This window comes from Brachymonas sp. KE5 (assembly GCF_057773645.1).
Genome location: NZ_CM173463.1, coordinates 2,120,640 through 2,147,014, shown reverse-complemented (window position 1 = coordinate 2,147,014; position 26,375 = coordinate 2,120,640). Strand labels below are relative to the sequence as shown.

Genomic DNA, 26,375 nt, shown 5'->3' with positions numbered 1-26,375 from the left:
ATCATCGCTTCCAGAACCCCGGTTTTCGCGCCATCCGGGTTTGTCCCGGGCCACCGGAAAGTTGTCCACGCAAAATGTGGATAACCTTGTGGAAAAGCCTTGCATGCATGCGCCAAATACACAAATCCCCGTGTGGGTGACAGATTGATTACAAATTGAGCAGATATTTTTTGTATAAAAATCAAAGGGTTATGACGATCTCTCTGCATCTCCGCGGCATCGGGGCCGGGTTTGTGACAAAATCCGGCCGATCTGTCACAAAGCCTTTCGGAGCCATCCATGGCCTTTGAGCCCGCGCCCCAGGGCCGCAACCGCGTGTGGCAGGTGGGCGCGCTCTGCCGCGCCGTGGCCGACATGCTGGACGCCCGTTTCGGGCCGGTCAGCGTGCAAGGCGAACTGTCGGGTTTCAGCCGGGCGTCCAGCGGGCACTGCTATTTCAGCCTCAAGGATGCCAGCGGCCAGTTGCGCTGTGCCATGTTCCGCCGTGCCGCCAGCCTGATGGACTGGTCGCCGCGCGAAGGCGATCAGGTCGAGGTGTATGGCCGGCTGGCGGTGTACGAAGCGCGCGGCGATCTGCAGCTGATCGTCGAAGGCATGCGCCGTGCCGGCCAGGGGGCCTTGTATGAGGACTTCCTGCGCCGCAAGGCTGCGCTGGAGGCGCAAGGGCTGTTCGACCCGGAGCGCAAGCGCACACCCACGCAGCACCCGCGCGGCATCGGCCTTGTCACCTCGCTCGGTGCCGCCGCCTTGCGCGACGTGGTCACGGCGCTGCGCCGCCGCGCACCGCATGTACCGGTGCTGCTGGTGCCGGCACTGGTGCAGGGCGCTGCGGCTCCGGCAGAACTGGTTTCGGCGCTCGAGCGCCTGTATGCCATCGCCAGCCGCCAGCAGCAGGGCGAAGCCACGCCGGACCTGCCGCCCATCGACACCATCCTGCTGGTGCGCGGCGGCGGCTCTCTGGAAGACCTCTGGGCCTTCAACGACACGGAACTCGCCCATGCCATCGTCGCCAGCCCGGTGCCGCTGATCGTGGGCGTCGGCCACGAAACCGATTTCACCATTGCCGACTTCTGCGCCGATGTGCGCGCCCCCACGCCGACCGCGGCCGCCGAGCTTGCCGCGCAGCCCCGGCGCGATGCCTGGCTGCAGGCCGCGCACCGCATGCAGCGCCTGCAGCAACTCGCCGGCCGCCAGCTCGACGGCCACGCCCAGCGGCTGGACCGCCTCGGCTGGGGCCTGGCGCGCACCGGCACGCTGGCCCGCCAGCAGCGCCTGCACCTGCACGACCTGGACCTGCGCCTGCAGCAGCAGCGCCGCCAGGCCCTGCTGGCCAGCCGGTCGCGACTCGACGGCCTCGGCAGCCGGCTGGAGCGTGCCGTCACGCGCCAGACTGTGCAGGGCGGCTACCGCGCCCGTCTGCAGGGGGTACAGATGGAACTGGCCACCGCCGTGCGCGAGCAGCTGCGCGCCGAGCATCTGCTGCAGGCCGATGCACGACAGGTCATGCAGCAGGCCCTACGCGAACGCCTGGTGCAGGCACGCCACCGCCTGCAGGTGGCCGAGCACGCGTTGCGCCTGCTCGATCCGACCCAGGCGCTGGCCCGTGGCTACGCGCTGCTGCAGGACGAAAACGGCCACGTGATCCACCAGCGCGCCCAGTTCCGCCCCGGCCAGCAGGTGCGCGCCACCGTCAGCGACGGCAGCGTCACCCTTGTGCCGGTTGCGCGTCAGGGCAGCCTGGACGCAGGCGAACCCGTGTAGTCCTGCGCCTGCAGGGGGGCGATGCCCCTGCCGACAAGCCGGGGACACCAGCCTGTGCGACAATGCGGCGGTCTGCCTGTCTGTTACAAAATGCGGGCAGCAGCCGGCCGCAACACTGCGCGTGCATCGCCCGCATCCGGGCGACACCGCAAGGCCGTGCGCCCGGCAACCGATCAACCAATTTCACAAGGACATAGCCATGGAACACCAACTGCCCCCCCTGCCGTTTGCGATCGACGCCCTCGAGCCTGACTATTCCAAGGAAACCCTGGAATACCACCACGGCAAGCACCACAAGGCCTACGTGGACAATCTGAACAACCTGCAGAAGGGCACCGAGTTCGAATCCATGGAACTGGAAGAGATCGTCAAGAAGTCCAGCGGCGGCATCTACAACAACGCAGCCCAGATCTGGAATCACACCTTCTTCTGGAACTGCCTCAAGCCCAATGGCGGTGGCCAGCCGTCCGGCGCCCTGGCTGAAGCCATCAACGCCAAGTGGGGCAGCTTCGATGCCTTCAAGGAAGCCTTCACCAAGTCTGCCGTGGGCAACTTCGGTTCCGGCTGGACCTGGCTGGTGAAGAAGGCCGACGGCAGCGTGGACATCGTCAACACCGGCCCCGCCGGCACGCCGCTGACCACCGACGACAAGGCCCTGCTGACCGTGGACGTGTGGGAGCATGCCTACTACATCGACTACCGCAACGCCCGTCCCAAGTTCGTGGAAGCCTTCCTGAACAAGCTGGCCAACTGGGAGTTCGCCGAGAAGAACTTCGCCTGATCGGCGCTGGTGGCGCGCCGTCTGGCGCGCCGCGCATAATGACAAAAGGACTGTGCCCGAAAGGGACAGTCCTTTTGTTTTGTCGATGGAGCGGATTCCGGTCCGGCGGGTGCGATGGCCTTGCCGGCCTGCCGGACGGCTGCCCTGTTCTGCTCAGGAACCGGCTTTCGCAGCCGACGGTGCCGTTTGCAGCCACTTCAGGCGTGTGCCCGCTTTCACGCCATGGCGCTTGAACCAGCCCTGGTTCATCTCGAGCACGTAGCGCACCGGCCGTGCCGAGCAGTGCGGCGTTTCGGTCTGCGGCTGCATGTCGGCCAGGTTCACGATGGTGCCGTCATCGTCGACAAAGGCGGCGGTAAGCGGCAGCAGGGTGTTCTTCATCCAGAAGCACTGCACGCCGGGCTGGTCGAACACGAACAGCATGCCCTCCTGCTGCGGCATGGAGCGGCGGTGCATCAGGCCGGTCTGGCGCTGCTGCGGCGTGCGCGCCAGTTGCACGCTGATCTTCTGACGCCCTGCCTGCAGGGTGGCGCGCTGCAGGTCGAGCTGGGGCTGCGACGCCGCGGCCGCTGCGGGCTGGGCCTGCGCGAATGTGCCGGCGAATGCCAGCAGCAGGACGGTGGAAATCGGACGGAAGGACAGGTTCATGGAACAGGGCGGAAATCGGTTGGCGAAGCGTTGACCGTAAGTGTGCACCGAACCGCAGGGGTTTTCCGTATCCACATGAAAAAGCCCGCAGCGCCGGTGCGTTGCGGGCCTTGGGGACGCGTGTCAGCGCGGCTGATTACTTCTTGGCTGCGGAGGCAGCAGCCTTCACTGCCGGGGCAGCCGGAGTGGCCTTCACTGCGGGAGCAGCCGGGGTGGCAGGGGCGGCCTTCATGGCGGGAGCAGCCTTGACAGCCTTCCTGGGAGCCGGCTTGGCGGCCTTCTTGGCAACCGCCTTGGGGGCCGGCTTGGCAGTGGTCACGGCAGACACGGCGGAAGCCGGGGTCTTGGACACGGCAGCCACGGCCGAGGCGGAAGCCTTCGGAGCGGAAACCGGAGCGGTCTTGGCGGCGGGAGCAGCAGCAAAAGCGCCGGCAGCAGCGGTGGCGGCGATCAGGGCAATGATTTTCTTCATGGGTCAGTCTCGGGGAAAGTTGCACCCCCAAACGCTGAGGGCGGAGGCAAGTTTACGGTTGGCTCCCGCGAAAAGACAGGGGGCGCAAATGACAACTGAAACAGCGTCTGCAACAGAAGCCTGGTTGTCAGTTGTTAGCAAGTTGAGTGCCTAGGGCTTGTCCTCGGGGAATCCTTTGTGACATTTGCCGGTAGAATGATCAGCCGACCATGTCGGCGTGGCCTCGCCACCAGTGCGGCCCTGTCTGCATGCCTGTCTGACTTGCCAATAACCACATCGGAGCGACTATGTACCAGCATATCAAGGTGCCCGCCGAGGGCCAGAAAATCACCGTCAACGCCGACATGTCGTTGAACGTGCCCGACCAGGTCATCATTCCCTACATCGAGGGTGACGGCACCGGCTTCGATATCACGCCCGTGATGCTGAAAGTGGTGGACGCAGCCGTGGCCAAGGCCTACGGCGGCAAGCGCAAGATCCACTGGATGGAAGTCTACGCCGGCGAAAAATCCACCAAGGTCTACGGCCCCGACGTGTGGCTGCCGCAAGAGACGCTGGACGCCGTGCGCGACTACGTGGTCTCCATCAAGGGCCCGCTGACCACCCCCGTCGGTGGCGGCATCCGCTCCCTGAACGTGGCCCTGCGCCAGGAACTCGACCTGTACGTCTGCCTGCGCCCGATCCAGTACTTCGCCGGCGTGCCCTCCCCGGTGAAAGAGCCCCACAAGACCAACATGGTGATCTTCCGCGAGAACAGCGAAGACATCTATGCCGGCATCGAATTCGAAGCCCAGTCCGAAAAGGCCAAGAAGCTGATCAAGATCCTGCAGGAAGACTTCGGTGTCACCAAGATCCGCTTCCCCGAGACCTCCGGCATCGGCGTCAAGCCCGTGTCCAAGGAAGGCACGCAGCGTCTGGTGCGCAAGGCCATCCAGTACGCCATCGACAACAACAAGCCTAGCGTGACCATCGTGCACAAGGGCAACATCATGAAGTTCACCGAAGGCGGCTTCCGTGACTGGGGTTACGAGCTGGCCCAGACCGAATTCGGTGGCGAGCTGATCGACGGCGGCCCGTGGATGAAGATCAAGAACCCGAAGACGGGTGGCGAGATCATCATCAAGGACAGCATCGCTGACGCCTTCCTGCAGCAGATCCTGCTGCGCCCGGCCGAGTACAGCGTGATCGCCACGCTGAACCTGAACGGCGACTACGTGTCCGACGCCCTGGCTGCCCAGGTCGGCGGCATCGGCATCGCCCCGGGTGCCAACCTGTCCGACAACGTGGCCATGTTCGAAGCCACCCACGGCACCGCTCCCAAGTACGCCGGCAAGGACTACGTGAACCCCGGTTCCGAAATCCTGTCCGCCGAAATGATGCTGCGCCACATGGGCTGGACCGAAGCGGCCGACCTGATCATCAGCAGCATGGAAAAATCCATCGCCAGCAAGAAGGTCACCTACGACTTCGCCCGCCTGATGGAAGGCGCCACGCAGGTGAGCTGCTCCGGTTTCGGTCAGGTGATGATCGACAACATGTAAGCTCGCAAGGGGTGGCTCCGGCTACCCCCAAAAGCTGCAGCCCCGGCACCGCAAGGCGTCGGGGCTTTGTTTTGGATGCGAACGAATCAGAAGTGCAGGGCGTCCTGCGGCGGCGGGGCGGAGTCCTGCAGCAGAGGCGCGTCTTCCTGCAGCATGGCGATGCCGTTCAGGGCAGGCTTGGCATCCACCGGCACGATCTGCAGGGCATGCACGCCCTTGGGTCCGTCATGCAGCTCGTACTGCACGCGCACGCCGGGCTTGAGCGTCTTGAAGCCATCCATCTCGATGGCGGAAAAATGCGCGAACACATCGTTGCCGGCGTCATCGGGCTGGATGAAGCCGTACCCTTTGGCATCACTGAACCATTTCACTATCCCCGTAGCCATCCTCTACCTCTCGAACTGTGGACTATTTCACCCCGGCGATGCTATCAGCGGGCTCGTTTCTTGCCCATTGGGGGTATGCCGCCGGAGCTTGCTTCAGGTCAAGAAAACAGCAATCTGGGCGAATTTGGCAGGAATTTGTATCACTTCGCTACAGAAACAGGCCTATCGCCGTACCCGCTGCGCGCTTTTGCGGGCTGCCGTAAAATCCTTGCATCCGGCCCCTGCGGACAGGTTTTCGTGCGCGTGTGCAGGTGCCGGGGTTCTTCAACATCACCCTATGGCCACCATTCCTCCCGAACAGCCGCCGGTGCAACCGCCGGATCACACTCCCTCCCGCGACAGTGACATCGGACTGGCCACGCGCCCGCGCCGCCTCGCCACCAAGCCGCCCGCCATGTACCAGGTGGTGCTGCTGAACGACGATTTCACGCCGATGGAGTTCGTCGTGCTGGTGCTGCAGGAGTTCTTCAACAAGGACCGCGAGGCCGCCACCAGCATCATGCTCAAGGTGCACATGGAAGGGCGCGGCATCTGTGGCGTCTACCCCAAGGACATCGCCCAGACCAAGGTCGAGCATGTGATGGAAGCCGCGCGCGCCGCCGGCCATCCGCTGCAGTGCATTTGCGAGCCGGTTGAATAACGGCCGGGATATCCCCATATGCACCCGCAGGGCAAAGCGGATGCATGTTGGGTAATATGAAGACATTCGCAATGCCGTGTGGCGAAAGGAAGAAGTGATGATCGCACAAGAGCTGGAAGTAACCTTGCACATGGCGTTCGTGGAAGCTCGGCAGCAAAGGCACGAGTTTCTGACGGTCGAGCACCTGCTGCTGGCGCTGCTGGACAACCCCAGTGCGTCCGAGGTGTTGCACGCCTGTGCAGCCAACGGGGATGATTTGCGCACCTCGCTGGGCAATTTCATCAAGGACCACAGCCCGCAGATGCCGGGCAATGACGAGGTGGACACGCAACCCACGCTGGGTTTCCAGCGCGTGATCCAGCGTGCCATCATGCACGTGCAGTCCACCGGCAACGGCAAGAAGGAGGTAACGGGCGCCAACGTGCTCGTGGCCATCTTCGGCGAGAAGGACTCCCACGCCGTCTACTACCTGCACCAGCAGGGCGTGACCCGCCTCGACGTGGTCAACTACATCGCGCATGGCATCCGCAAGACCGGCGAATCGGAGGAGCCGTCCAAGCCCGATGACAGCGGCCAGAACGAGGGTGGCGAGGAGCAGGGCGAGCGCAGCGAGAAGGGTTCGCCGCTGGACCAGTTCACCAACAACCTGAACCAGGCTGCCAGGGAAGGCAAGATCGATCCGCTGATCGGCCGCGACTACGAGGTCGAGCGCGTGATCCAGATTCTGTGTCGCCGCCGCAAGAACAACCCGCTGCTGGTGGGCGAGGCCGGCGTGGGCAAGACCGCGATTGCCGAAGGCCTGGCCTGGCGCATCACCCAGGGCACGGTGCCCGAGGTGCTGGCCGATGCCGAAGTGTTCGCGCTCGACATGGGCGCCTTGCTGGCCGGCACCAAGTACCGCGGCGACTTCGAGCAGCGTCTCAAGGCCGTGCTCAAGGCGCTCAAGGACAAGCCGGACTCCATCCTGTTCATCGACGAGATCCACACGCTGATCGGCGCCGGTGCGGCCTCGGGCGGCACCATGGATGCCTCCAACCTGCTCAAGCCGGCCCTGTCCAGCGGGCAGATCAAGTGCGTGGGCGCTACCACCTTCACCGAGTACCGCGGCATCTTCGAAAAGGATGCGGCGCTGTCGCGGCGCTTCCAGAAGGTGGATGTGGTCGAGCCGACGGTGGAGCAGACGGTGGAAATCCTCAAGGGCCTGAAGTCGCGCTTCGAGGAGCACCACAACGTCAAGTATGCACAGGCAGCGCTGCAGGCTGCGGCCGAGCTGAGCGCCAAGTACATCAACGACCGCCAGTTGCCCGACAAGGCCATCGACGTGATCGACGAGGCCGGTGCGGCACAGCGCATCGTGGTGGCGAGCAAGCGCAAGAAGACCATCGGCAAGGGCGAGATCGAGGACATCGTGGCCAAGATCGCGCGCATTCCGCCGGCCAGCGTCAGCAGCGATGACCGCGGCAAGCTGGCCACGCTGGAGCGCGACCTCAAGAGCGTGGTGTTCGGCCAGGACAAGGCGCTCGAGGTGCTGGCGTCCAGCGTCAAGATGGCGCGCTCCGGCCTGGGCAAGCAGGACAAGCCGATCGGCGCCTTCCTGTTCAGCGGCCCCACCGGCGTCGGCAAGACCGAAGCGGCCAAGCAACTCGCCTACATCATGGGCGTGGATCTGGTGCGTTTCGACATGTCGGAGTACATGGAGCGCCATGCCGTGAGCCGCCTCATCGGCGCGCCTCCGGGCTACGTCGGCTTCGACCAGGGCGGCCTGCTGACCGAACAGATCAGCAAGAAGCCGCACTGCGTGCTGCTGCTCGACGAGATCGAGAAGGCACACCCGGACATCTTCAACGTGCTGCTGCAGGTCATGGACCACGGCACGCTGACGGACAACAACGGACGCAAGGCCGATTTCCGCAACGTGGTGATCATCATGACCACCAACGCGGGCGCCGAGACCATCAACAAGGCGACCATCGGCTTCACTACGGCGCGCCAGGCGGGCGACGAGATGGCCGACATCAAGCGCCTGTTCACGCCCGAGTTCCGCAACCGACTCGACGCCATCGTGAGCTTCAAACCGCTGGACGAGCAGGTCATCCTGCGCGTGGTGGACAAGTTCCTGCTGCAGTTGGAGCACCAGCTGATCGAGAAGAAGGTGGAAGTGACCTTCACCGACGTGCTGCGCAAGCATCTGGCGAAGAAGGGCTTCGATCCGCTCATGGGCGCACGCCCCATGCAGCGCCTGATCCAGGACACCATCCGCAAGGCGCTGGCCGACGAACTGCTGTTTGGTCGCCTGACCGAAGGCGGCCGCCTGACGGTAGACTACGACGAGAAGCAGGAAGAGAACAACGGCATCGTGCTGGACATCCAGCCGCTGGCGAAGAAGGAGCCCAAGCCGGGCACTGCCGAGCCGGAGGAGAAGGCGCCGGCGGGCTGATCCTGCTGACAGGTCTTGCTCCGACCCAAGCCAGTCGTTCGCGACTGGCTTTTTTTATTGATGGCGGCACGCAAGGGGGAACCCTGTAAAGGTTTTACATGAAGCTTAAGTATGATCAGGGCTCGCCTTTCCCTGCCAACACCACTGAAAGAGCCCGACTCATGAAAACTTCCGCCCTGATCCTGGCCGCAACCTGTGTGCCCTTGCTCGCTGCCTGCAACACCAGTAAGCCGTCTGCCCCGCAGGCTGCCGCGACGCCCGCCGTCGAGCCCTGGGTGGCGGATGCGCGTGCGGCGGCGTCTTCCATGCCGCCCAGGCTGCTGGCCGTGCTGCAGCCCGCCATCAAGGAACGTGGCCCGGCTGGTGCCATCGACGTCTGCAGCAAGGAAGCACCCAAGCTGGCCAAGGCCGCTTCCGAGCAGACCGGCTGGCAGATCCGCCGCGTCAGCCTGAAGAATCGCAACCCCAAGGCCGTGCCCGATGCCTGGGAGCGCGCCACGCTGGAATCCTTCGACAAGGCCCAGGCCGCCGGCGTGGACCCGGCCAAGCTGGAGCGCGCCGAAGTGGTGACGGAAAACGGCCAGCAGATCCGCCGCTACATGCGCGCGCTGCCGGTGCAGCAGACCTGCCTGCAGTGCCACGGCACGGCCGACAAGCTCGGCCCGGGCGTGGCGCAGAAGCTGGCCCAGCTCTATCCGAATGACAAGGGCACCGGCTTTACCCTCGGCCAGATCCGTGGCGCGATGACGCTGCGCCAGCCGGTGGCGAACTGACATGACACGCATCCGTTTGAATGCCGACGGCACCCGGACCCTGCTGTCCTGGTCTCATTTCGGCGTGGGCGATCCGGACGAGGCCTTGCGCAAGACGGTGGAAGCACTCGAAGAGTCGAACGCCAAGGCTCGGGCCGAATGGGACAGCCTCAGCCAGCAGGAGCAGCAGCGCCGCATCGCGGAGTTTGAAGCCGACCGCTGACGGCGGTGGGGCTTACAGCGTCCCGAAGATCCGGTCGCCGGCATCCCCCAGGCCAGGCACGATATAGCCTTTCTCGTTCAGCCCGCGGTCGATCGCTGCGGTGTAGATCGGCACGTCCGGGTGCGCCTTGTGCAGCGTGGCAATGCCTTCGGGGCAGGTCAGCAGGCAGACGAACTTGATGGAGCGCGGCTTGAGCACCTTGATGCGGTCCAGCGCCATCACGGCCGAGTTGCCGGTGGCCAGCATGGGATCGACCACGATGGCGTCGCGCTCTTCCATGTGCGCCGGCATCTTGAAATAGTATTCCACCGCCTGCAGCGTCTTCGGATCGCGGTACAGGCCGACGTGGCCGACGCGCGCGCCCGGCACTACGCTGAGCATGCCGTCGAGCAGGCCGTTGCCGGCGCGCAGGATGCTGATCAGCGCCAGCTTCTTGCCGTCGATGACCTTGCCGGTGGTTTTTTCGAGCGGGGTCTCGACCTCGATCTCCTGCATCGGCATGTCGCGCGTGATCTCGTAGGCCATCAGCGCGCTCAGTTCGTTGAGCAGGCGGCGGAACGAGCTGGTGCTCGCCTCCCGGTTGCGCATCAGCGTGAGCTTGTGCTGGATCAGCGGGTGCTGGATGTGGTGGACTTCGGGTGTGCTTGTCATCGTTGTTTTCCCAGTTTTAACGGCGGCGGCCCAGGATGCCCCCGAGCACGCCACGGATGATTTCGCGGCCGGCACTGCGCACCGCCGACTTGGCCATGGATTGCACCAGACCGTCATACTGCCCTCCGCGCGGGCCGGTGCGGCCGAACAGGGCTTCCTTCACCATGCCGCCGACGCTGCCGAGCAGGCCTTCGTCCGGCTGCGCGGGTGCGCCGGGCTTGCCTGTAGCGCCTTCCTTGCCGGCATTGGCAGCCGCTGCCGCGCCGCGCTGCTGCAGCATCTCGTAGGCGGATTCGCGGTCGATCGCCTTCTCGTAATTGCCCGCCACCAGCGAATTGGCCAGCAATGCCTGGCGCTGCTCGGGCGTGATCGGGCCGATCTGGCTGCCGGGCGGCACCACATAGACGCGTTGCGTCACGCCGGGGCGGCCTTTCTCGTCGAGGAAGCTGACCAGCGCCTCGCCGGTGGCCAGTTCGGTGATGGCCTGCGCAATGTCGATCTCCGGGTTGGGCCGCATGGTCTCGGCCGTGGCCTTGACGGCCTTCTGGTCGCGCGGGGTGTAGGCGCGCAGCGCATGCTGCACGCGGTTGCCGAGCTGGGCCAGCACGGTATCGGGGATGTCGATCGGGTTCTGCGTGACGAAATACACGCCCACGCCCTTGGAGCGCACCAGACGCACCACCAGTTCGATGCGCTCCAGCAGCACCTTGGGCGCATCGTCGAACAGCAGATGCGCCTCGTCGAAGAAGAACACCAGCTTGGGCTTGTCCGGATCGCCGATTTCGGGCAGCTGCTCGAACAGTTCGGACAGCATCCACAGCAGGAAGCTGGCATACAGGCGCGGCGCCTGCAGCAGCTTGTCGGCGGCAAGGATGTTGATCATGCCCTGGCCGGAGACGGTCTGCATCAGGTCCTCGATGTTGAGCATGGGCTCGCCGAAGAACCTGTCGCCGCCCTGGCTCTCGATCTGCAGCAGGCCGCGCTGGATGGCGCCCACGCTGGCGCTGCTGATGTTGCCGTACTGCGTGGTGAACTGGCTGGCGTTCTCGCCCACGTACTGCAGCATGGCGCGCAGGTCCTTCAGGTCGAGCAGCAGCATGCCGTTGTCATCGGCGATGCGGAACACGATGTTGAGCACGCCGGCCTGGGTGTCGTTCAGGTTCAGCATGCGCGCCAGCAGCAGCGGGCCCATGTCGCTCACTGTGGCGCGCACCGGATGGCCCTGCTCGCCGAACACGTCCCACAGCGTGGTGGGGCAGGCCAGGGGCTGCGGCAGCGCGATGCCGCGCTCCTGCAATACGCCGGCCATCTTGCCGCCGATGTTGCCGCTCTGGCTGATGCCGGTCAGGTCGCCCTTGATGTCGGCCATGAACACCGGTACGCCGATCTGCGAGAAGGATTCCGCCAGTTTCTGCAGCGTCACCGTCTTGCCGGTGCCGGTGGCGCCGGTGATCAGGCCGTGGCGGTTGGCAAGCGCCGGCAGCAGGGCGCACTCGGTCTGTGCATTTTTCGCAATCAACATCGGGTCGGCCATGGGGTTGTCCTCGGGGAGCGGCAGCTAAAAAAGTAGAATAGGAGGTTGTCCCTGCAGACAGAGACAGGGACGGGAAAGATTGAAAAGGATTATCCATCATGGCAGGGCATAGCAAGTGGGCCAATATCCAGCACCGCAAGGGCCGTCAGGACGAAAAGCGGGGCAAGATCTGGACGCGGCTGATTCGTGAAATCATCGTCGCGGCACGCAATGGTGGTGGCGATCCCGCTGCCAACCCGCGCCTGCGTCTGGCCATCGACAAGGCCAAGGCCGCCAACATGCCGGCCGACAACATCAAGCGCAACATCGACAAGGCCACCGGCAACCTCGAAGGCGTCACCTACGAGGAAATCCGCTACGAGGGCTACGGCATCGGCGGCGCCGCCATCATCGTCGACACCATGACCGACAACCGCGTGCGCACCGTGGCGGAAGTGCGTCACATCCTGAGCAAGAACGGCGGCAATCTGGGCACCGAAGGCTCGGTGGCATTCCAGTTTCAGCATGTGGGCCAGTTCATCTATGCCCCCGGCACCGACGAGGAGAAGGTGATGGAAGTGGCGCTCGAAGCGGGCGCCGAGGACGTCATCACCGACGAGGAAGGCGCCATCGAGGTGCTGACTGCGCCGGGCGATTTCGAGACGGTGAAGGAGGCGCTGGAGGCGGCCGGCCTGCAGGCCGAGGTGGCAGAGGTTACGATGCGTGCCGAGAACAGCATCGAACTGGCCGGTGACGATGCGCAGAAAATGCAGAAGCTGCTCGACATGCTGGAAGACCAGGATGACGTGCAGAACGTCTATCACAACGCGGAACTGGACCTGGGAGAGTAAAGCATGCAAGTACTGGTGATCGGCAGCGGCGGCCGTGAACATGCCCTGGCCTGGAAACTGGCGCAATCCGAGCGCGTGACCAAGGTGTTCGTGGCGCCCGGCAACGGCGGCACGGCGCGCGAGCCCAAGCTCGAGAACCTGCCCATCAAGGATTTGAACGAACTGTGCGACTGGGCCAAGGCGCAGCAGATCGAGCTGACCGTGGTTGGCCCCGAGGCGCCGCTGGCGGCTGGCGTGGTGGACCTGTTTCGCGCCAACGGCCTGCGCATCTTCGGCCCCACGCAGGCGGCCGCGCAACTCGAAAGCTCCAAGGCCTTCAGCAAGGCCTTCATGCAGCGCCATGGCATTCCCACGGCAGCGTTCGATACCTTCACCGATCCGGCTGCGGCCCATGCCTATGTCGACAAGATCGGCGCGCCCATCGTGGTCAAGGCCGACGGCTTGGCCGCCGGCAAGGGCGTGGTGGTGGCCATGACGCTGCAGGAAGCGCATGAGGCGGTCGACTTCATGCTGGTGGACAACACCCTGGGCGTGCAGCACAACGAAGGCGGCGCGCGCGTGGTTATCGAGGAATTCCTGCAGGGCGAGGAAGCCAGCTTCATGGTGGTGTGCGACGGCAGCGAGGTGGTGGCACTGGCCACCAGCCAGGACCACAAGCGCCTGCTCGACAAGGACGAGGGCCCCAACACCGGTGGCATGGGTGCCTATTCCCCCGCGCCGGTGGTCACGGCCGACGTGCACGCCCGCGCCATGCGCGAGGTGATCCTGCCGACCATCCGCGGCATGGCCAAAGACGGCATCACCTACACGGGCTTTCTGTATGCCGGCCTGATGATCGACGCCGATGGCAAGGTCAAGACGCTGGAGTTCAACTGCCGCATGGGCGATCCGGAAACGCAGCCGATCCTGATGCGCCTGAAGTCCGACCTGTTCGAGCTGTTGATGGCAGCGACCGAACCGGTCGGCGGCCATGGCAAGCGCCTGGCCGATGTGGAGCCCCAGTGGGACCGTCGCGTCACCCTGGGCGTGGTGGTGGCCGCACCGGGTTACCCGATGCAGCCCCGCACCGGCGAGGCCATCAGCCAGCTGCCGCTGGATACGGATGATGTGAAGGTGTTCCATGCCGGCACGCGCCTGGATGACGATGGCAAGCTGCTCAGCAGCGGCGGCCGCGTGCTGTGCGTGACGGCGCTGGCCGACAGCGTGAAGCTGGCGCAGGCCAGGGCCTATGCCGCCATGCAGCAGGTGCAGCTGCCCGAGATGCAGTTCCGCACCGATATCGGTCACCGCGCCGCCGGGCATTCCGGCAGCCAGGCCTGAGCCGGACCTGCGGGAGCGGGCATGCAGGCGCAGGACGTACAGCCAACTTCGCAACAGCGCGGGCTGGTCGATGCGGGCCCGGTGCCGGGACTGGAGGTGGTGCCCATGCCCGCTTCCGGCCCGCTGGTTCCGCCGGGAGGCAGCCGGCTGGCGGCGTGGTGCCTGAAGGTGCTGGGCTGGCGCAATGACTTTCCCGGCCTCCCGGATCCGCGTGGCCTGTTGGTGGTGTATCCACACACCTCGAACTGGGACTTTCCCCTGGGCCTGCTCTACAAGTGGTCCCATGGCCTGCCGTTCCGTTTCTGGATCAAGGACAGCGCCACGCGGCTGCCGGTGATCGGTCGCTGGATCCGCTGGGTCGGCGGCGTGGCCATCAACCGCAAGGCGGCGCATGGCGTGGTCGAGCAGACCATGCAGCAGATGCGCGAGGCGGATTTCTTCTGGCTGGCGGTCGCGCCGGAAGGCACGCGCAGCTACACCAATGGCTGGCGCACCGGTTTCTACCATCTCTGGCGCGCTGCCGACTGTCCGCTCGGGCTGGCCTACATCGACTACGGCCACAAGCAGATCGGCGTGCAGCACTATGTGCGCTGCAGCGGCGACATGGAAGCGGATTTCGCCGCGCTGGCGCGCTATTACGAGAGGCGTACCGGTTACCATCCGGAAAAGGCGGCCCCCGTGCGCCCCTATGAGCGGGGCCGCTCCCGGGACGCTGACGCCGGTCAGGATGCCCGGCAGTAAATTCCGGTTGTCGCGCTGGCACTGAGCGGCGCACACTTTTTCCCCAGCAACATTTTGCAAGTTGCGGCATGCACCAATTCACATGGCCATGATGAACACCTCTTCGCTCGACACCGCCGAAACATCCAGTGTGCTGACCTTTCTGCAGGGCCTGCAGCAGCGCATCACCGATGCCGTGCAGGCCATGGAGCCGCAGGCACGCTTCGTGGTGGACGACTGGCGCAAGGAGCCGGGCGAGCGTCTGCAGGGCCATGGCCGCACCATGATCCTGGAAGGCGGCAGCGTGTTCGAGCGTGCCGGTGTCGGCCTGTCGAACGTGCGCGGGCCGCAACTGCCACCCTCGGCCACGCAACATCGCCCGGAACTGGCCGGCGCGCCCTTCGAGGCCATGGGCGTGTCGCTGGTGTTCCACCCGCGCAATCCCTATGTGCCCACGGTGCACATGAACGTGCGCATGATCGCCGCGCTGCCGGCCAATGCCGCGGCCGTCTGCTGGTTTGGCGGCGGCATGGACCTGACGCCGTATTACGGCTTCGACGAGGACTGCGTGCATTTCCACCGCGTCTGCCAGCAGGCGCTGCAGCCCTTTGGCGACGACAAGTACCCGCGTTTCAAGCAGTGGTGCGACGAGTATTTCTTCCTCAGGCATCGCAACGAGCAACGCGGCATTGGCGGCGTGTTTTTCGATGACTTCGCAGAATTCGACTTTGCACGCAACTTCGCCATGCTGCAGGCGGTGGCCGACGGTTTCCTGCCGGCCTACCTGCCGATCGTGCAGCGCCGCAAGGATATGGCCTGGGGCGAGCGCGAGCGCAATTTCCAGCTCTACCGCCGTGGCCGCTACGTCGAGTTCAATCTGGTGTGGGATCGCGGCACGCACTTCGGGCTGCAGAGCGGCGGCCGCACCGAATCCATCCTGCTCTCCATGCCGCCGCTGGCAAACTGGAGCTACCAGCGCACCGAACCGGAAGGCTCGCACGAGGCGCAACTGACGGCGCATTTCCTGCAGCGCCGCGACTGGCTGGCCGCGTGACGCAACGCATGCGCATCGGCATCTACGGCGGCGCCTTCGATCCGCCGCACAAGGCGCATCTCGGACTGGCCCGGGCTGCCGTGGAACAACTGGCACTTAACCGCCTGTACGTGATCCCCACCGGCCAGCCCTGGATGAAGCAGCGCCGCCTGACGGCTGCCGAACATCGGCTGGCGATGGCGCGGCTGGCTTTCGAGAGCGTGCCCGAAGTGCAGGTGGACGACTGCGAGGTGCAGCGCGAAGGCACGACCTACACCATCGACACCCTGCACGAGCTGCAGCAGCGCCATGCCGCGCTGGGCGAGCAGGAGATCGACTGGTATCTGGTGATGGGCCAGGACCTGCTGCACAGCCTGCCGCAGTGGCAGCGCGCCGACGAATTGCTGCGCAGCGTGACGGTGGCCGTATTGCAACGCCCTGGCGCGGAACAGACCGCGGTGGAGCAGGAACTGGCCCAGGTGCGCGCGCAACTGCCCGATCTGCGCACGGTGCAGCTACACTTGCCGGCCAGCGACGCCAGTTCCACCCGGATTCGTGCCGGCATGCAACAGCGCATGTCAGACGACGGCGCGACTCGTCGCGCCTGGCTGCAAAGCCTTGTGCCGCCTGGCGTGGCACAGTATATTGAACGACATCAACTCTACTTGACTTCCCACACCTGATGGCCACTGAAAAAACTTCTGCCAAGACCCCCTCCAAGAAACCCGCCATCGCCCCCAAGGCACAGGCCGGCGAGTTCCCCGTCGAGATGTCCATCACGGACGATTCTCCGGCTGCGGGCAAGATGATCCAGAAGCTGCAGCGTGCCATCGTGGACGGTCTGGAAGACGTGAAGGCGCAGAACATCCAGGTGTTCAATACCGAGCACCTGTCGCCGCTGTTCGAGCGTGTGGTGATTGCATCCGGTACTTCCAACCGTCAGACCAAGGCCCTGGCCGCCAGCGTGCGTGACGCCGTGCGTGATGCCGGCTTCAACAAGCCGCGCATGGAAGGCGAGGAGAACGGCGAGTGGATCATCGTGGACTGTGGCAGTGCCGTGGTGCACATCATGCAGCCCGCCATCCGCCAGTACTACACGCTGGAAGATATCTGGGGCGAGAAACCGGTGCGCATGCGCATGGGTGCGGCGGCGGCCAAGGCGGCAGCCGAGAAAAAGGTGTCGCGTACCGCGGCGCGTACGGCGGCCAAGAAGGAAGCAGCGGCTGCCGCTGCGACCGAGGCTGGTACGGAGTTGAGCGAAGCGCCGGCCAAGCCGGTGCGCAAGACGGCGGCGATGACTGCGTCGGCAGCCACTGCCAGCGCGACTCCGGCGGCCGAGAAGGCGGCGGCTCCCAAGGCCGCTGCCGCCAAGACGGCTGCCAGCAAGGCAGCAGCACCGAAAGCCACCGCTGCCAAGCCCACGGCAAGCAAGCCCGTGGCTGGCAAGGCTGCTCCCAAGGCGACTGCTTCCCGCTCGACTGCGGCCAATTCCGCCAAGCCGGCAACAGCCAGCGTGACCGATGCGGGCGCAGGGACACCCGCCGCTACGCGCAAGCCTGCCACGCGCAAGACCGCCGCCATGCCGACAGCCGACGCTGCTGTCGAAAAGCCCGCCAAGCCGCGCGCCCGCAAGGCGCCGGTCGTGACCGTGGTGGTCGGCAAGACCGTGACCAAGAAGACCATCAAGGCCAAGAGTTAAACCGGCATGAAGCTGGTGATCGTCGCGGTCGGGCAGAAGATGCCCGATTGGGCACAAACCGCCTTTGACGACTATGCCAAGCGCTTTCCGCCCGAGTTGCGGCTGGATTGCCGCACCGTCAAGACCGAGCCGCGCAGCGGTGGCAAGACGGCCGAGCAACTGATGCAGGCCGAGGCGCAGCGCATCGAGGCGGCCATCGACAGCGCCTGCAACAAGGGCCGGCGCATCGTCGCGCTGGACGAGCGCGGCACTACCGTGACCACCAAGGCGCTGGCCGACAAGCTGCGGGGCTGGCAGCAGCAGGGCGATGATGTGGCACTGCTGATTGGCGGCCCGGACGGCCTGTTGCCGGCGCTGCGCCAGCAGGCGCACGAACGCATCCGCCTGTCCGACCTGACGCTGCCGCATGCCATGGCGCGCGTGCTGCTGGTGGAGCAGCTCTACCGTGCCTGGTCGGTGAATGCCGGGCATCCCTACCACCGGGAGTGAGCGCACCCCAGGTTTCGGGGCATACTGAACGTCTTTGCGCCGTATCCCTGCCATGTCCGCCAAGCCCTTCGTCTACCTCGCCTCCCAGAGTCCCCGTCGCGCCCAGTTGCTGGAGCAGATCGGCGTGGCACACCAGTTGCTGTTGCCTGATGCCGATGAGGATGCAGAGAGCCTGGAGGCGGTGTTGCCGGGCGAGTCGCCGCGTGACTATGTGCAGCGCGTGACGCTGCTGAAGCTGCAGGCTGCGCTGCAGCGCTGGCAGCGTCGCGGTCTGCCGCCTGCGCCGGTGCTGTGTGCCGACACCACGGTGGCGCTGGGCGACACCATTCTGGGCAAGCCGGCCGATGCGCAGGAGGCGACGGCGATGCTGGCGCAACTGTCGGGCCGGCAGCATGAGGTGCTGACGGCGGTGGCAATCGGCGTGCCCGGCGCGGCTCCCGATGCACTGCAGAATGCCACGCTGCACGAGGAACTGAGCATTTCCGAGGTCCGCTTCGATGAGCTCGACGCCGGCCGCATCACCGCCTACGTCGCCACCGGCGAGCCGTTTGGCAAGGCCGGAGCCTATGGCGTGCAGGGCCACGCCGCCACGCTGATCGCGCATATCGATGGCAGCTTTTCCGGCATCATGGGCCTGCCTTTGTTCGAGACAGCCCGCCTGCTGCGCGGCTTCGGGTGGAGAATATAGGCTTGCCTGTCGACGCGCCGCCTGCCAACCCGGCAGAACGCAGGGAGATCCATGCCTACCGGCAGGACGTGCAGGCTGGACGGATGGTTTCATGCAACAAGACATTCTGATCAACTGGTCTCCGCAGGAGACACGCGCTGCCGTGGTGGAGCACGGCGTGGTGCAGGAGCTGCATATCGAGCGCACGCTGCAGCGCGGGCGCGTGGGCAATATCTATCTGGGCAAGGTGGTGCGCGTGCTTCCCGGCATGCAGTCGGCCTTTGTCGATATCGGGCTGGAGCGCGCGGCCTTCCTGCATGTGGCGGACGTGTGGCAGCGCAGCGGTGAATCCGACGGCGTGGAGGGCGTGCGCGCCACTGCCAACCAGGCGGTGGCCGGCCCGAAGCCGATCGAGAAGCTGCTGTTCGAGGGCCAGACGCTGATGGTGCAGGTGATCAAGGATCCGCTCGGCAGCAAGGGCGCGCGCCTGTCCACGCAGATCAGCATTGCAGGGCGCATGATGGTGTATCTGCCGCAGGACGACAGCATTGGCGTGTCGCAGAAAATTCCGCTGCCGCAGCGCGATGCCTTGCGCGAGCGCGTGCAGTTGCTGCAGTCACAGCTGCCGCCGGAGCCGGGGTTGAACCGGCCGGGTGGCTACATCGTGCGCACCAATGCCGAAGATGCCAGCGACGCCGAACTGGAGCAGGACATGCGCTATCTGCGCAAGGCGTGCGCGCGCATCCGTGAACTCTCGCTGCGCCAGCCGGCGCCCTCGCTGCTGCATCAGGACCTGAGCCTGCTGCAGCGCGTGCTGCGCGACATGGTGGACGAAAACACCCAGAGCATCCGCATCGACTCGCAGGAGCAGTACCAGTTGCTGCGTGCCTTTGGCGAAGAGTTCATGCCCGCCGCCGCCGAAAAGTTGCAGCACTACAAGGGCGAGCGGCCGATTTTCGACCTGTTCTCGATCGACGAGGAGATCGCGCGGGCGCTGGGCCGGCGCGTGGACCTGAAATCCGGCGGCTACGTGGTGATCGACCAGACCGAAGCGCTGACGACCATCGATGTGAACACCGGCGGCTTTGTCGGTGCACGCAACTTTGACGAGACCATCTTCAAGACCAACCTGGAGGCAGCGCAGGCAATTGCGCGCCAGATGCGGCTGCGCAACCTGGGCGGCATCATCCTGGTGGACTTTATCGACATGGTGCGGCCGGAACACCAGCAGGGGGTGCTGGCCGAGCTGCGCCGCCAGCTGCAACGCGACCGCATCAAGACCATGGTGGGTGATTTTTCGCAGCTGGGGCTGGTGGAGATGACGCGCAAGCGCACGCGCGAATCGCTGGCCCGCATGCTGAGCGAGGTCTGCCCCACCTGCAAGGGCTCCGGCATGGTGAAAACGCCGCGCAGCGTGGCCTACGACATCCTGCGCGAGGTGCTGCGCGAGGCGCGCCAGTTCCATCCGCAGGAATTCCGCGTGATTGCGTCGCCGCAGGTGATCGAGCTGTTCCTGGACGAGGAAAGCCAGCATCTGGCGGGCCTGAGCGAATTCATCGGCAAGCCGATCTCGCTACAGGCCGAGGCGGGGCTGGCGCAGGATCAGTACGATATCGTGCTGATTTAAGGGCGGCGCGAAGCAGTTTGCTGCTGCGCGCCGCTACCGGTTACTCTCCCGGAACCCTGTCGCACTGCCTTTGGGCAGATTGGCCCTTCACTGAGTGCCCAGTGCCCCGCGGTGTTGCAGCCGCGCATAGACGCCGCCGGCTTGCAGCAGCTCGGCATGGCTGCCCTGTTCGACGATGCGGCCGGCTTCCATCACCACCACGCGGTCGGCATGCTCGATGGTGCTCAGGCGGTGGGCCACGATCAACGTGGTGCGGCCCTGCATCAGGTGCTGCAGGGCTTCCTGCACCAGGCGCTCGGATTCGTTGTCGAGCGCGGAGGTGGCTTCGTCCAGGATCAGGATGGGCGCGTTCTTGTAGATGGCGCGGGCGATGGCCAGGCGCTGGCGCTGGCCCCCCGACAGCTGGGTGGCGTTGTGGCCGACCACCGTGTCCATGCCCTGCGGCAGGCGCGCGATATGGGCGGACAAGTTGGCGGCTTCGAGCGCGGCCTGCACGCGGTCGCGGTCGATCTCCTGGCCCAGCGCCACGTTGGCGGCAATGCTCTGGTTCAGCATCACTACGTCCTGCGTGACCATGGCGATTTGCGAACGCAGGGCCAGCAGTGGCCACTGGTCCAGCGGGATGCCGTCGAGCAGTACGCTGCCGCTGCTGGGCAGCACGAAGCGCGGCAGCAGGTTCACCAGTGTGGTCTTGCCCGAGCCGGAGGGGCCGACGAAGGCGACGACTTCGCCGGGGGCGATGGAGAGGCTGACGCCTTGCAGGGCGGGGGTCTCTTCCTCGTGGGGCAGGACGTTCGCTGCAGGGCCGGCATCGCCGTCCTTCGGCATTGTGTCGCCGCCAGCCTCTCCCTGGCTTGCCGGGGCAGAAGCGTCGGGTGTGCCGTCCTGGATGGGCTTGGCCTCTGCGGGGATGTTGCCGTTTGCAACGGGAATCCCGTCCGGCCGCGCCGACGCCTGCGGCACATAGCGCACCTGCACGGCATCGAAGCGGATATCGCCGCGTGCCTGCGCCGGCACGGCAGCGGCGGGCTGCTCCTGCGGCTCGGGCGGCACGGTTTCGACCATGCTCAGCCCGCGCTCCAGCGCGGCCACGCCGCGCGTGATCGGGTTGGCCACGTCGGCCAGGCGGCGGATCGGCGCCACCAGCATCATCATGGCGGCCACGAAGGCGACGAAACCGCCGACGGTGACAGCGCGCTCGGCATCGCTGGCGGCCTGGGCCTGCCACAGTGCGATGGTGAGCACGGCCGACAGGGCGACTGCGGCGACGGACTGTGTCAGAGGCGTCATTGCCGAGGCCGCCACGGTGGACTTGAGCGCGAGCTGGCGCAGGCGCCGGCTCAGGAAACCGAAGCGCTCCTGCTGCTGTTCCTGCGCTCCATGCAGGCGCACCATGCGGTGGGCCAGCACGTTTTCCTCGACCACATAGGCCAGTTCATCGGTGGCCTGCTGGCCCTGTTTGGTCAGGCCGTAGAGCCGGCGCGAGAGCTTGCGCATCACCCAGGACATGCCGGGCACCAGCACCACGATCACCATGGTGAGCTGCCAGTTCAGGTACAGCAGGTAGCCCACCAGAGCGATCAGCGTGAAGGTGTCGCGCGACAGGCCGAGCAGGGCATGCACCAGCATGGTTGCGCCGTTCTGCACCTCGTAGACCACCGTGTTGGAGAGGCTGCTGGCTGACTGGCGCGAGAACAGGCCCAGTTCGGCATCGAGCAGGCGGGCGAACATGTCCTGGCGCAGCTTGACCATGCCGTCGTTGGCGATGCGGGAGAGCGCATACTGGGCGGCGAAGCCGGCCACGCCGCGCAGCACGAACAGCGTCAGCACGGCGGCAGGCACGGCCCACAACTGCAGCGAGCCTTGCGTGAAACCGCGGTCGAGCAGGGGCTTGAGCAAGGCGGGAATGCCGGCTTCAGTCAGCGAGCCGATCAGCGTGGCCAGCACGGCAAACACCCACCACTTGCGGCTGGTGCCGAAATAGCCGGCGATGCGGCGCAAGCGTGCCCAGAGCGACTGGCTGGGCAGGTCGGCCGCAGCCGCGGGAGAGGGGGCCGCTTCAGGCTGCGGCGCGTCGGCTGGGGCGCCGGCGGGGGAACTGTTCATGGGCACGGTTTTTCAAAGTCTGCAAGCATTGTAGACGGCGGGGCCGCTTCGGGCGCTGCCGGCGCGGGGTGTTCCTGACGCATCGGTAGTCACAAGCGGCAAAACATCGGCGGTTTTTCTTACGGTTTGTAACGGCGTGCGCTGGCGCCCTGGGGCGTTCCCTGTGTAGCATGTGCTGTGCTCGGTACTGTCCGGGCTGTGCGGGAGCCGCTTGGCATGCTGGTCCGGGCCTTCGGGGCCGGCTTTGGGTGCCAGTGCTGTCCGCCTTCGCTCTCCTGTTCCGTCTGCCCGACGAAGCGGGTCCTGCCTGACAGGGCAGCCTGCGTGGCATCCATTCCATCACACATTCCATGCTGATTGACCTGATTCGCCAATCCCTTGTCCCCATGTTCAGCGCTGCCAGCCTGCAGCGCAGGCGCCCCGGCGGCAGCTTCGCCAGGCACGCCACGCTGGCCGGCCTGCTGGTGGCCAGCCTGGCCGCCGCACCGGCCCGGGCCGAGTTCCGCGTGGAAATCACCGGCGCCGGCGTAACGCAGTACCCGATCACTTCCTCGCCCTTCCGCGGCGAGGCCGAGGCGCCGCAGAAGCCGGCCTCCATCATTCAGGCCGATCTGCTGCGTACCGGCCTGTTCCGTGCCATTCCGGTGGATGCCGGCCAGCTCGATGAAAACAGCAAGCCGGTGGTCAGCACCTTCCGTGCGGCAGGCTCCGACTATCTGGTGGCGGGCAGCGTGCAGCGCCAGGGCGATGGCCGCTATGCGGTGCGCTTCCGCCTGTGGGATGTGGCCAGGAACAGCGACATGGGCGGCCAGAGCTATACCGTGCCGCAGGCCGACCTGCGCCTGGCCTCGCACCGTGCTGCCGACTGGATCTATGAGCGCATCACCGGCGAGAAGGGCGTATTCTCCAGCCGGGTGTCCTATGTGACCAAGGCCGGTGGCCGCTACACGCTGTGGGTGGCCGATGCCGATGGCGAGAATGCGCAGGCCGCGCTGAGCAGCCGCCAGTCCATCATCTCTCCGTCCTGGTCGCCGGACGGCAGCAGGCTGGCCTATGTGTCGTTCGAGAGCGGCAAGCCGGTGGTGTACGTGCATGACGTGCGCAGCGGCCAGCGCCGCGCCGTGGCCAACTTCCGCGGCTCCAACAGCGCGCCGGCCTGGTCGCCGGATGGCCGCACACTGGCCGTGACGCTGACCAAGGATGGCGGCTCTCAGCTCTACCTGATTCCCGCCGCCGGCGGCGAGCCGCGCCTGCTGTCGCGCAGCGTGGGCATCGATACCGAAGCCACCTTCAGCCCGGATGGCGGCAGCGTCTATTTCGTGAGCGACCGTGGCGGTTCGCCGCAGATCTACCGCATTGCCACCAGCGGCGGCGAGGCCAGGCGCATCACCTTCCAGGGCGGCTACAACATCTCCCCCAGCATCAGCGCCGATGGCCGCAGCATGGCCTACATCACGCGCAGCGGCGGCTACAAGGTGGCTGTCATGGATCTGCAAAGCGGCACTGTCAATCTGGTGACCGATACCGCACACGACGAGAAGCCCAGCTTTGCCCCGAACAGCAAGATGATCGTCTATGCCACGCGCACCGCAGGTGGCGAGGCACTGATGACCACCAGCATCGACGGCAAGATCAAGACCCGCCTGGCCGGCCGTAGCGGAGACATCCGCGAGCCGGCCTGGGCACCCATGGGCCGCTGACGCGGACCGCTTTTTACGTTAACCACGCACAAAAGGAGTCATCGACATGCAGCGTACCCTACTGACCCTCGCCATTGCCGCTTCCCTGGCCGCCTGTTCCTCTGCCGTGAAGGTGGATGAATCGGCCAATGCCGGCTCCGGCACCGATGCGCAATCCACCGTTGCCCCGGTGGGCACCGAATCCGGCCTGGCTGGCAGCGGCGGCCCGCAGGATGCGGCCAAGGTGGTCTACTTCGACTTCGACCAGTACACGGTGCGCGCCGATGCCCGTCCCACCGTCGAGGGCAATGCCCGCTGGCTGAACGCCAACAAGAACGCCAAAGTGATGCTGGAAGGCCATACCGACGAAGTGGGTGGCCGTGAATACAATCTGGCACTGGGCCAGAAGCGTGCCGAAGCCGTGCGCCGTTCGCTGTCCGTGCTGGGCGTTGCCGATTCCCAGATGGAAGCGGTGAGCTTTGGCGAGGAGCGCCCGGCAGTGAGCGGAGGCGGCGAGAACGAGCGTAACCGCCGCGTGGAATTCAAGTACCGCTGATGGGCGGCTTTGCAGGCAGACAGGGATGACCATGAAATCGGATGCTGGAGTGGGGCTGGATGTGAAACGCGGCGGCGCGCCCATGGGCGCGGTGCTGCTGGCGCTGGCGGCTGCGGTGCTGACACCGCTGCCGGCGCAGGCCCAGCTGTTCGGTGACAACGAGGCGCGCCGTGCGATCCTGGACTTGCGCCAGCGTTACCAGACGCTGACGGAGGAGCAGGCGCGCACGCGCAGCAGCATGCTCGAACTGCAGAACCAGATCGATTCCCTGCGCAGCGAACTGGCCAAGTCGCGCGGGCGCGAGGAACAGCTCTCGCGCGACATGGCCGAGATGCAGCAGCGCCAGAAGGATCTGGCGCGTGCGGTGGAGGAGCGCGGCTCTTCCGCGGCGCGTCCGTCCTCGTCTGCCGCCAATGGCGAAGAGGCCGAAGCGGCGGCCGGTGGCAAGGAGAAGGCCGAATTCGATGCCGCCCTGAACCACTTCCGCAAGGGCGACTATGCCAGGGCGCAAACGGCCTTCCGCGCCTTTGTGCGCAACCGTCCGCAAAGCAGCATGAAGACCTCGGCTCTGTTCTGGCTGGGCAACTCGGATTACGCCCAGCGCAACTACCGCAGTGCCATGGCCAACTTCCGTGCCGTGGTGGCGCAGGCGCCGGATCATGAGCGCGCACCGGAAGCGCTGCTGTCGATCGCCAATTGCCAGACCGAGCTGAAGGAAACGGCGGCGGCACGCGCGACGCTGGAGCAGCTGGTGGCCAAATATCCGCGAACCGAGGCGGCGCAGGCTGCGCGGGACCGGCTGGCGCGGCTGAAGTGATCGCTGTTGTCGCGGCTCGCGTACGGCCGCTTGTGATGACGGCGCACGCAGGGCAGGCACCGCTGAAACAATCGCTACTGTAGCGATTGTCTGATGCCCGCCCTGTGCGGGCATTTTGGTATTCTTCACCCATGTCCGAGATGTTTGTGCCCCCGGTTTCCTCTTCTCCCTTGCCTGTCATCGTCGACCGCGCGCGCCGCTTCGGCGGGGTGGGGCGGCTCTATGGCAAGGCCGGAGCAGAGCGCATTGCGCAGGCGCATGTGGTGGTGGTCGGCATTGGCGGCGTCGGTTCCTGGGCGGTGGAGACGCTGGCACGCACCGGCATCGGCCGCCTGACGCTGATCGACATGGACCATGTGGCCGAATCCAACATCAACCGCCAGATTCATGCGGGGGATGCCACTCTGGGACAGGCCAAGATCGTGGCCATGCAGCAGCGCATTGCGGGCTACCATCCCGACTGCCGGGTGGATCTGGTTGATGACTTTGTGACGGCGGACAACTGGGAGCAGCTGGTGCCCGCCGATGCCACGGCCGTGATCGACGCCTGTGACCAGATGGGCGCCAAGACGGCGATGGCGGCCTGGGCCCGGCGCAACAAGGCACTGTTTGTGAGCGTGGGTGCGGCGGGCGGCAAGCAACAGGCGCATCTGGTGGAGCTGGATGACCTGAGCCGGGCCACGCACGATCCGCTGCTGGCGCAGTTGCGCTACCGCCTGCGCAAGCAGCACGGTGCACCGCGCGACGGCAAGAGCATCGGTGTGCAGTGCGTGTTCAGCCGCGAGGCGGTGCAGCTGCCCGTGAGCGACAGCTGCGAGGTGGATGGCATGGTCGATGGCAGCCTGAATTGCGCCGGCTATGGCTCGGCTGTTGCGGTCACCGCCACATTCGGCATGTGCGCAGCCGGCTGGATTCTGAAAAAAATTGCCGAAGCCTTGCCGAAGCCGCGATAAGGGTGCTAGAATTCAAGTCTTCGTTGGGCAGAGATGCTTGATGAAGCAGGAGT

At 65.7% G+C, this 26,375-nt stretch carries 25 protein-coding genes and 1 pseudogene; 20 read left to right on the top strand and 6 right to left on the bottom strand.

All coding sequences use genetic code 11. From position 1 onward, the window contains the following. Positions 1–279: 279 nt before the first annotated feature. Both xseA and ACX36O_RS10165 read left to right on the top strand, forming a co-directional pair. Complete coding sequence (gene xseA / locus ACX36O_RS10170) at positions 280–1,761, top strand: exodeoxyribonuclease VII large subunit (protein WP_488359736.1); 1,482 nt, start codon at positions 280–282, stop codon at positions 1,759–1,761. A gap of 199 nt (positions 1,762–1,960) precedes the next feature. Beyond that, entirely contained in the window at positions 1,961–2,542 is a 582-nt protein-coding gene (locus ACX36O_RS10165; RefSeq protein WP_213361359.1) for a superoxide dismutase, read from the top strand. A 153-nt stretch (positions 2,543–2,695) separates the two neighbouring features. Here the strand turns inward: ACX36O_RS10165 and ACX36O_RS10160 are convergent, their stop codons facing one another. Continuing rightward, complete coding sequence (locus tag ACX36O_RS10160) at positions 2,696–3,190, bottom strand: DUF192 domain-containing protein (RefSeq protein WP_488359735.1); 495 nt, start codon at positions 3,188–3,190, stop codon at positions 2,696–2,698. Between the two features lie 136 nt (positions 3,191–3,326). Continuing rightward, positions 3,327–3,662 (bottom strand): hypothetical protein, encoded by a 336-nt coding sequence (locus tag ACX36O_RS10155; RefSeq protein ID WP_213361357.1) that lies wholly within the window; start codon positions 3,660–3,662, stop codon positions 3,327–3,329. A gap of 287 nt (positions 3,663–3,949) precedes the next feature. On the opposite strand from ACX36O_RS10155, the gene icd reads away from it, so the two are divergent. Beyond that, positions 3,950–5,203 (top strand): NADP-dependent isocitrate dehydrogenase, encoded by a 1,254-nt coding sequence (gene icd / locus ACX36O_RS10150; RefSeq protein ID WP_488359734.1) that lies wholly within the window; start codon positions 3,950–3,952, stop codon positions 5,201–5,203. A gap of 194 nt (positions 5,204–5,397) precedes the next feature. Here the strand turns inward: icd and ACX36O_RS10145 are convergent. Next, a pseudogene (locus tag ACX36O_RS10145) lies at positions 5,398–5,589 on the bottom strand (cold-shock protein); the annotation flags it as partial. Positions 5,590–5,866: 277 nt separating this feature from the next. Here ACX36O_RS10145 and clpS point away from each other — a divergent pair. From clpS to ACX36O_RS10125, 4 genes are all read left to right on the top strand, one after another. Beyond that, the gene (clpS, locus tag ACX36O_RS10140; protein ID WP_213361353.1) at positions 5,867–6,229 is read left to right on the top strand and encodes an ATP-dependent Clp protease adapter ClpS; all 363 of its coding nucleotides are present in this window, start codon (positions 5,867–5,869) and stop codon (positions 6,227–6,229) included. A 97-nt stretch (positions 6,230–6,326) separates the two neighbouring features. Continuing rightward, a complete protein-coding gene (gene clpA / locus ACX36O_RS10135; RefSeq protein WP_213361352.1) occupies positions 6,327–8,666 on the top strand; it encodes an ATP-dependent Clp protease ATP-binding subunit ClpA in 2,340 nt (779 codons plus the stop codon). Between the two features lie 161 nt (positions 8,667–8,827). Further along, the gene (locus ACX36O_RS10130; protein WP_488359733.1) at positions 8,828–9,439 is read left to right on the top strand and encodes a Tll0287-like domain-containing protein; all 612 of its coding nucleotides are present in this window, start codon (positions 8,828–8,830) and stop codon (positions 9,437–9,439) included. Position 9,440: 1 nt separating this feature from the next. Further along, positions 9,441–9,641, top strand: coding sequence for a hypothetical protein (locus tag ACX36O_RS10125; protein ID WP_371698330.1), 201 nt, complete (start codon positions 9,441–9,443; stop codon positions 9,639–9,641). Positions 9,642–9,653: 12 nt separating this feature from the next. Here ACX36O_RS10125 and upp read toward each other — a convergent pair whose 3' ends face one another. Next, on the bottom strand, positions 9,654–10,292 hold the full coding sequence (gene upp, locus ACX36O_RS10120; protein WP_488359732.1) for a uracil phosphoribosyltransferase: 639 nt from the start codon (positions 10,290–10,292) through the stop codon (positions 9,654–9,656). A gap of 16 nt (positions 10,293–10,308) precedes the next feature. Further along, complete coding sequence (locus ACX36O_RS10115; RefSeq protein WP_488359731.1) at positions 10,309–11,826, bottom strand: helicase HerA-like C-terminal domain-containing protein; 1,518 nt, start codon at positions 11,824–11,826, stop codon at positions 10,309–10,311. Positions 11,827–11,924: 98 nt separating this feature from the next. Here ACX36O_RS10115 and ACX36O_RS10110 point away from each other — a divergent pair, with 98 nt between their 5' ends. From ACX36O_RS10110 to rng, 9 genes are all read left to right on the top strand, one after another. Beyond that, a complete protein-coding gene (locus ACX36O_RS10110; RefSeq protein WP_213361346.1) occupies positions 11,925–12,656 on the top strand; it encodes a YebC/PmpR family DNA-binding transcriptional regulator in 732 nt (243 codons plus the stop codon). A gap of 3 nt (positions 12,657–12,659) precedes the next feature. Beyond that, the gene (gene purD / locus ACX36O_RS10105; RefSeq protein ID WP_213361345.1) at positions 12,660–13,976 is read left to right on the top strand and encodes a phosphoribosylamine--glycine ligase; all 1,317 of its coding nucleotides are present in this window, start codon (positions 12,660–12,662) and stop codon (positions 13,974–13,976) included. A 21-nt stretch (positions 13,977–13,997) separates the two neighbouring features. Continuing rightward, the gene (locus ACX36O_RS10100; protein ID WP_213361344.1) at positions 13,998–14,717 is read left to right on the top strand and encodes a 1-acyl-sn-glycerol-3-phosphate acyltransferase; all 720 of its coding nucleotides are present in this window, start codon (positions 13,998–14,000) and stop codon (positions 14,715–14,717) included. A gap of 88 nt (positions 14,718–14,805) precedes the next feature. Further along, positions 14,806–15,750 carry an oxygen-dependent coproporphyrinogen oxidase gene (hemF, locus tag ACX36O_RS10095; RefSeq protein WP_213361343.1) on the top strand — a complete coding sequence of 315 codons (945 nt, stop codon included), beginning with the start codon at positions 14,806–14,808 and terminating at the stop codon, positions 15,748–15,750. Continuing rightward, complete coding sequence (gene nadD / locus ACX36O_RS10090; RefSeq protein WP_250131035.1) at positions 15,747–16,412, top strand: nicotinate (nicotinamide) nucleotide adenylyltransferase; 666 nt, start codon at positions 15,747–15,749, stop codon at positions 16,410–16,412. Before hemF ends, nadD begins: the two co-directional genes overlap by 4 nt. 86 nt (positions 16,413–16,498) lie before the next feature. Beyond that, on the top strand, positions 16,499–17,428 hold the full coding sequence (gene rsfS, locus ACX36O_RS10085) for a ribosome silencing factor (RefSeq protein WP_213362716.1): 930 nt from the start codon (positions 16,499–16,501) through the stop codon (positions 17,426–17,428). Between the two features lie 6 nt (positions 17,429–17,434). Further along, the gene (gene rlmH, locus ACX36O_RS10080) at positions 17,435–17,917 is read left to right on the top strand and encodes a 23S rRNA (pseudouridine(1915)-N(3))-methyltransferase RlmH (RefSeq protein ID WP_213361342.1); all 483 of its coding nucleotides are present in this window, start codon (positions 17,435–17,437) and stop codon (positions 17,915–17,917) included. A gap of 52 nt (positions 17,918–17,969) precedes the next feature. Further along, the gene (locus ACX36O_RS10075; protein WP_213361340.1) at positions 17,970–18,605 is read left to right on the top strand and encodes a Maf family protein; all 636 of its coding nucleotides are present in this window, start codon (positions 17,970–17,972) and stop codon (positions 18,603–18,605) included. A gap of 91 nt (positions 18,606–18,696) precedes the next feature. Continuing rightward, positions 18,697–20,211 carry a ribonuclease G gene (gene rng / locus ACX36O_RS10070; RefSeq protein ID WP_488359730.1) on the top strand — a complete coding sequence of 505 codons (1,515 nt, stop codon included), beginning with the start codon at positions 18,697–18,699 and terminating at the stop codon, positions 20,209–20,211. Positions 20,212–20,298: 87 nt separating this feature from the next. On the opposite strand, the gene ACX36O_RS10065 is transcribed toward rng, so the two are convergent. Further along, complete coding sequence (locus tag ACX36O_RS10065) at positions 20,299–22,317, bottom strand: ATP-binding cassette domain-containing protein (protein ID WP_488359729.1); 2,019 nt, start codon at positions 22,315–22,317, stop codon at positions 20,299–20,301. Positions 22,318–22,703: 386 nt separating this feature from the next. On the opposite strand from ACX36O_RS10065, the gene tolB reads away from it, so the two are divergent. From tolB to ACX36O_RS10045, 4 genes are all read left to right on the top strand, one after another. After that, complete coding sequence (gene tolB, locus ACX36O_RS10060; RefSeq protein WP_488360237.1) at positions 22,704–24,017, top strand: Tol-Pal system beta propeller repeat protein TolB; 1,314 nt, start codon at positions 22,704–22,706, stop codon at positions 24,015–24,017. A 46-nt stretch (positions 24,018–24,063) separates the two neighbouring features. Next, entirely contained in the window at positions 24,064–24,552 is a 489-nt protein-coding gene (locus tag ACX36O_RS10055) for an OmpA family protein (protein WP_091813478.1), read from the top strand. A 31-nt stretch (positions 24,553–24,583) separates the two neighbouring features. Beyond that, positions 24,584–25,369: a tol-pal system protein YbgF gene (gene ybgF / locus ACX36O_RS10050; protein ID WP_327020809.1), complete on the top strand. Its 786-nt coding sequence runs from the start codon at positions 24,584–24,586 to the stop codon at positions 25,367–25,369. Positions 25,370–25,500: 131 nt separating this feature from the next. Beyond that, positions 25,501–26,322, top strand: coding sequence for a tRNA threonylcarbamoyladenosine dehydratase (locus ACX36O_RS10045; RefSeq protein WP_091813481.1), 822 nt, complete (start codon positions 25,501–25,503; stop codon positions 26,320–26,322). The last annotated feature ends 53 nt before the right edge of the window (positions 26,323–26,375 follow it).

Excerpts from the sequence above, each read along its gene's own strand:
- xseA (WP_488359736.1), top strand. The coding sequence starts at position 280 with ATGGCCTTTGAGCCCGCGCCCCAGGGCCGCAACCGCGTGTGGCAGGTG.
- ACX36O_RS10165 (WP_213361359.1), top strand. The coding sequence starts at position 1,961 with ATGGAACACCAACTGCCCCCCCTGCCGTTTGCGATCGACGCCCTCGAG.
- ACX36O_RS10160 (WP_488359735.1), bottom strand. The coding sequence starts at position 3,190 with ATGAACCTGTCCTTCCGTCCGATTTCCACCGTCCTGCTGCTGGCATTC.
- ACX36O_RS10155 (WP_213361357.1), bottom strand. The coding sequence starts at position 3,662 with ATGAAGAAAATCATTGCCCTGATCGCCGCCACCGCTGCTGCCGGCGCT.
- icd (WP_488359734.1), top strand. The coding sequence starts at position 3,950 with ATGTACCAGCATATCAAGGTGCCCGCCGAGGGCCAGAAAATCACCGTC.
- clpS (WP_213361353.1), top strand. The coding sequence starts at position 5,867 with ATGGCCACCATTCCTCCCGAACAGCCGCCGGTGCAACCGCCGGATCAC.
- clpA (WP_213361352.1), top strand. The coding sequence starts at position 6,327 with ATGATCGCACAAGAGCTGGAAGTAACCTTGCACATGGCGTTCGTGGAA.
- ACX36O_RS10130 (WP_488359733.1), top strand. The coding sequence starts at position 8,828 with ATGAAAACTTCCGCCCTGATCCTGGCCGCAACCTGTGTGCCCTTGCTC.
- ACX36O_RS10125 (WP_371698330.1), top strand. The coding sequence starts at position 9,441 with ATGACACGCATCCGTTTGAATGCCGACGGCACCCGGACCCTGCTGTCC.
- upp (WP_488359732.1), bottom strand. The coding sequence starts at position 10,292 with ATGACAAGCACACCCGAAGTCCACCACATCCAGCACCCGCTGATCCAG.
- ACX36O_RS10115 (WP_488359731.1), bottom strand. The coding sequence starts at position 11,826 with ATGGCCGACCCGATGTTGATTGCGAAAAATGCACAGACCGAGTGCGCC.
- ACX36O_RS10110 (WP_213361346.1), top strand. The coding sequence starts at position 11,925 with ATGGCAGGGCATAGCAAGTGGGCCAATATCCAGCACCGCAAGGGCCGT.
- purD (WP_213361345.1), top strand. The coding sequence starts at position 12,660 with ATGCAAGTACTGGTGATCGGCAGCGGCGGCCGTGAACATGCCCTGGCC.
- ACX36O_RS10100 (WP_213361344.1), top strand. The coding sequence starts at position 13,998 with ATGCAGGCGCAGGACGTACAGCCAACTTCGCAACAGCGCGGGCTGGTC.
- hemF (WP_213361343.1), top strand. The coding sequence starts at position 14,806 with ATGATGAACACCTCTTCGCTCGACACCGCCGAAACATCCAGTGTGCTG.
- rsfS (WP_213362716.1), top strand. The coding sequence starts at position 16,499 with ATGTCCATCACGGACGATTCTCCGGCTGCGGGCAAGATGATCCAGAAG.
- rlmH (WP_213361342.1), top strand. The coding sequence starts at position 17,435 with ATGAAGCTGGTGATCGTCGCGGTCGGGCAGAAGATGCCCGATTGGGCA.
- ACX36O_RS10075 (WP_213361340.1), top strand. The coding sequence starts at position 17,970 with ATGTCCGCCAAGCCCTTCGTCTACCTCGCCTCCCAGAGTCCCCGTCGC.
- rng (WP_488359730.1), top strand. The coding sequence starts at position 18,697 with ATGCAACAAGACATTCTGATCAACTGGTCTCCGCAGGAGACACGCGCT.
- ACX36O_RS10065 (WP_488359729.1), bottom strand. The coding sequence starts at position 22,317 with ATGAACAGTTCCCCCGCCGGCGCCCCAGCCGACGCGCCGCAGCCTGAA.
- tolB (WP_488360237.1), top strand. The coding sequence starts at position 22,704 with ATGTTCAGCGCTGCCAGCCTGCAGCGCAGGCGCCCCGGCGGCAGCTTC.
- ACX36O_RS10055 (WP_091813478.1), top strand. The coding sequence starts at position 24,064 with ATGCAGCGTACCCTACTGACCCTCGCCATTGCCGCTTCCCTGGCCGCC.
- ybgF (WP_327020809.1), top strand. The coding sequence starts at position 24,584 with ATGAAATCGGATGCTGGAGTGGGGCTGGATGTGAAACGCGGCGGCGCG.
- ACX36O_RS10045 (WP_091813481.1), top strand. The coding sequence starts at position 25,501 with ATGTCCGAGATGTTTGTGCCCCCGGTTTCCTCTTCTCCCTTGCCTGTC.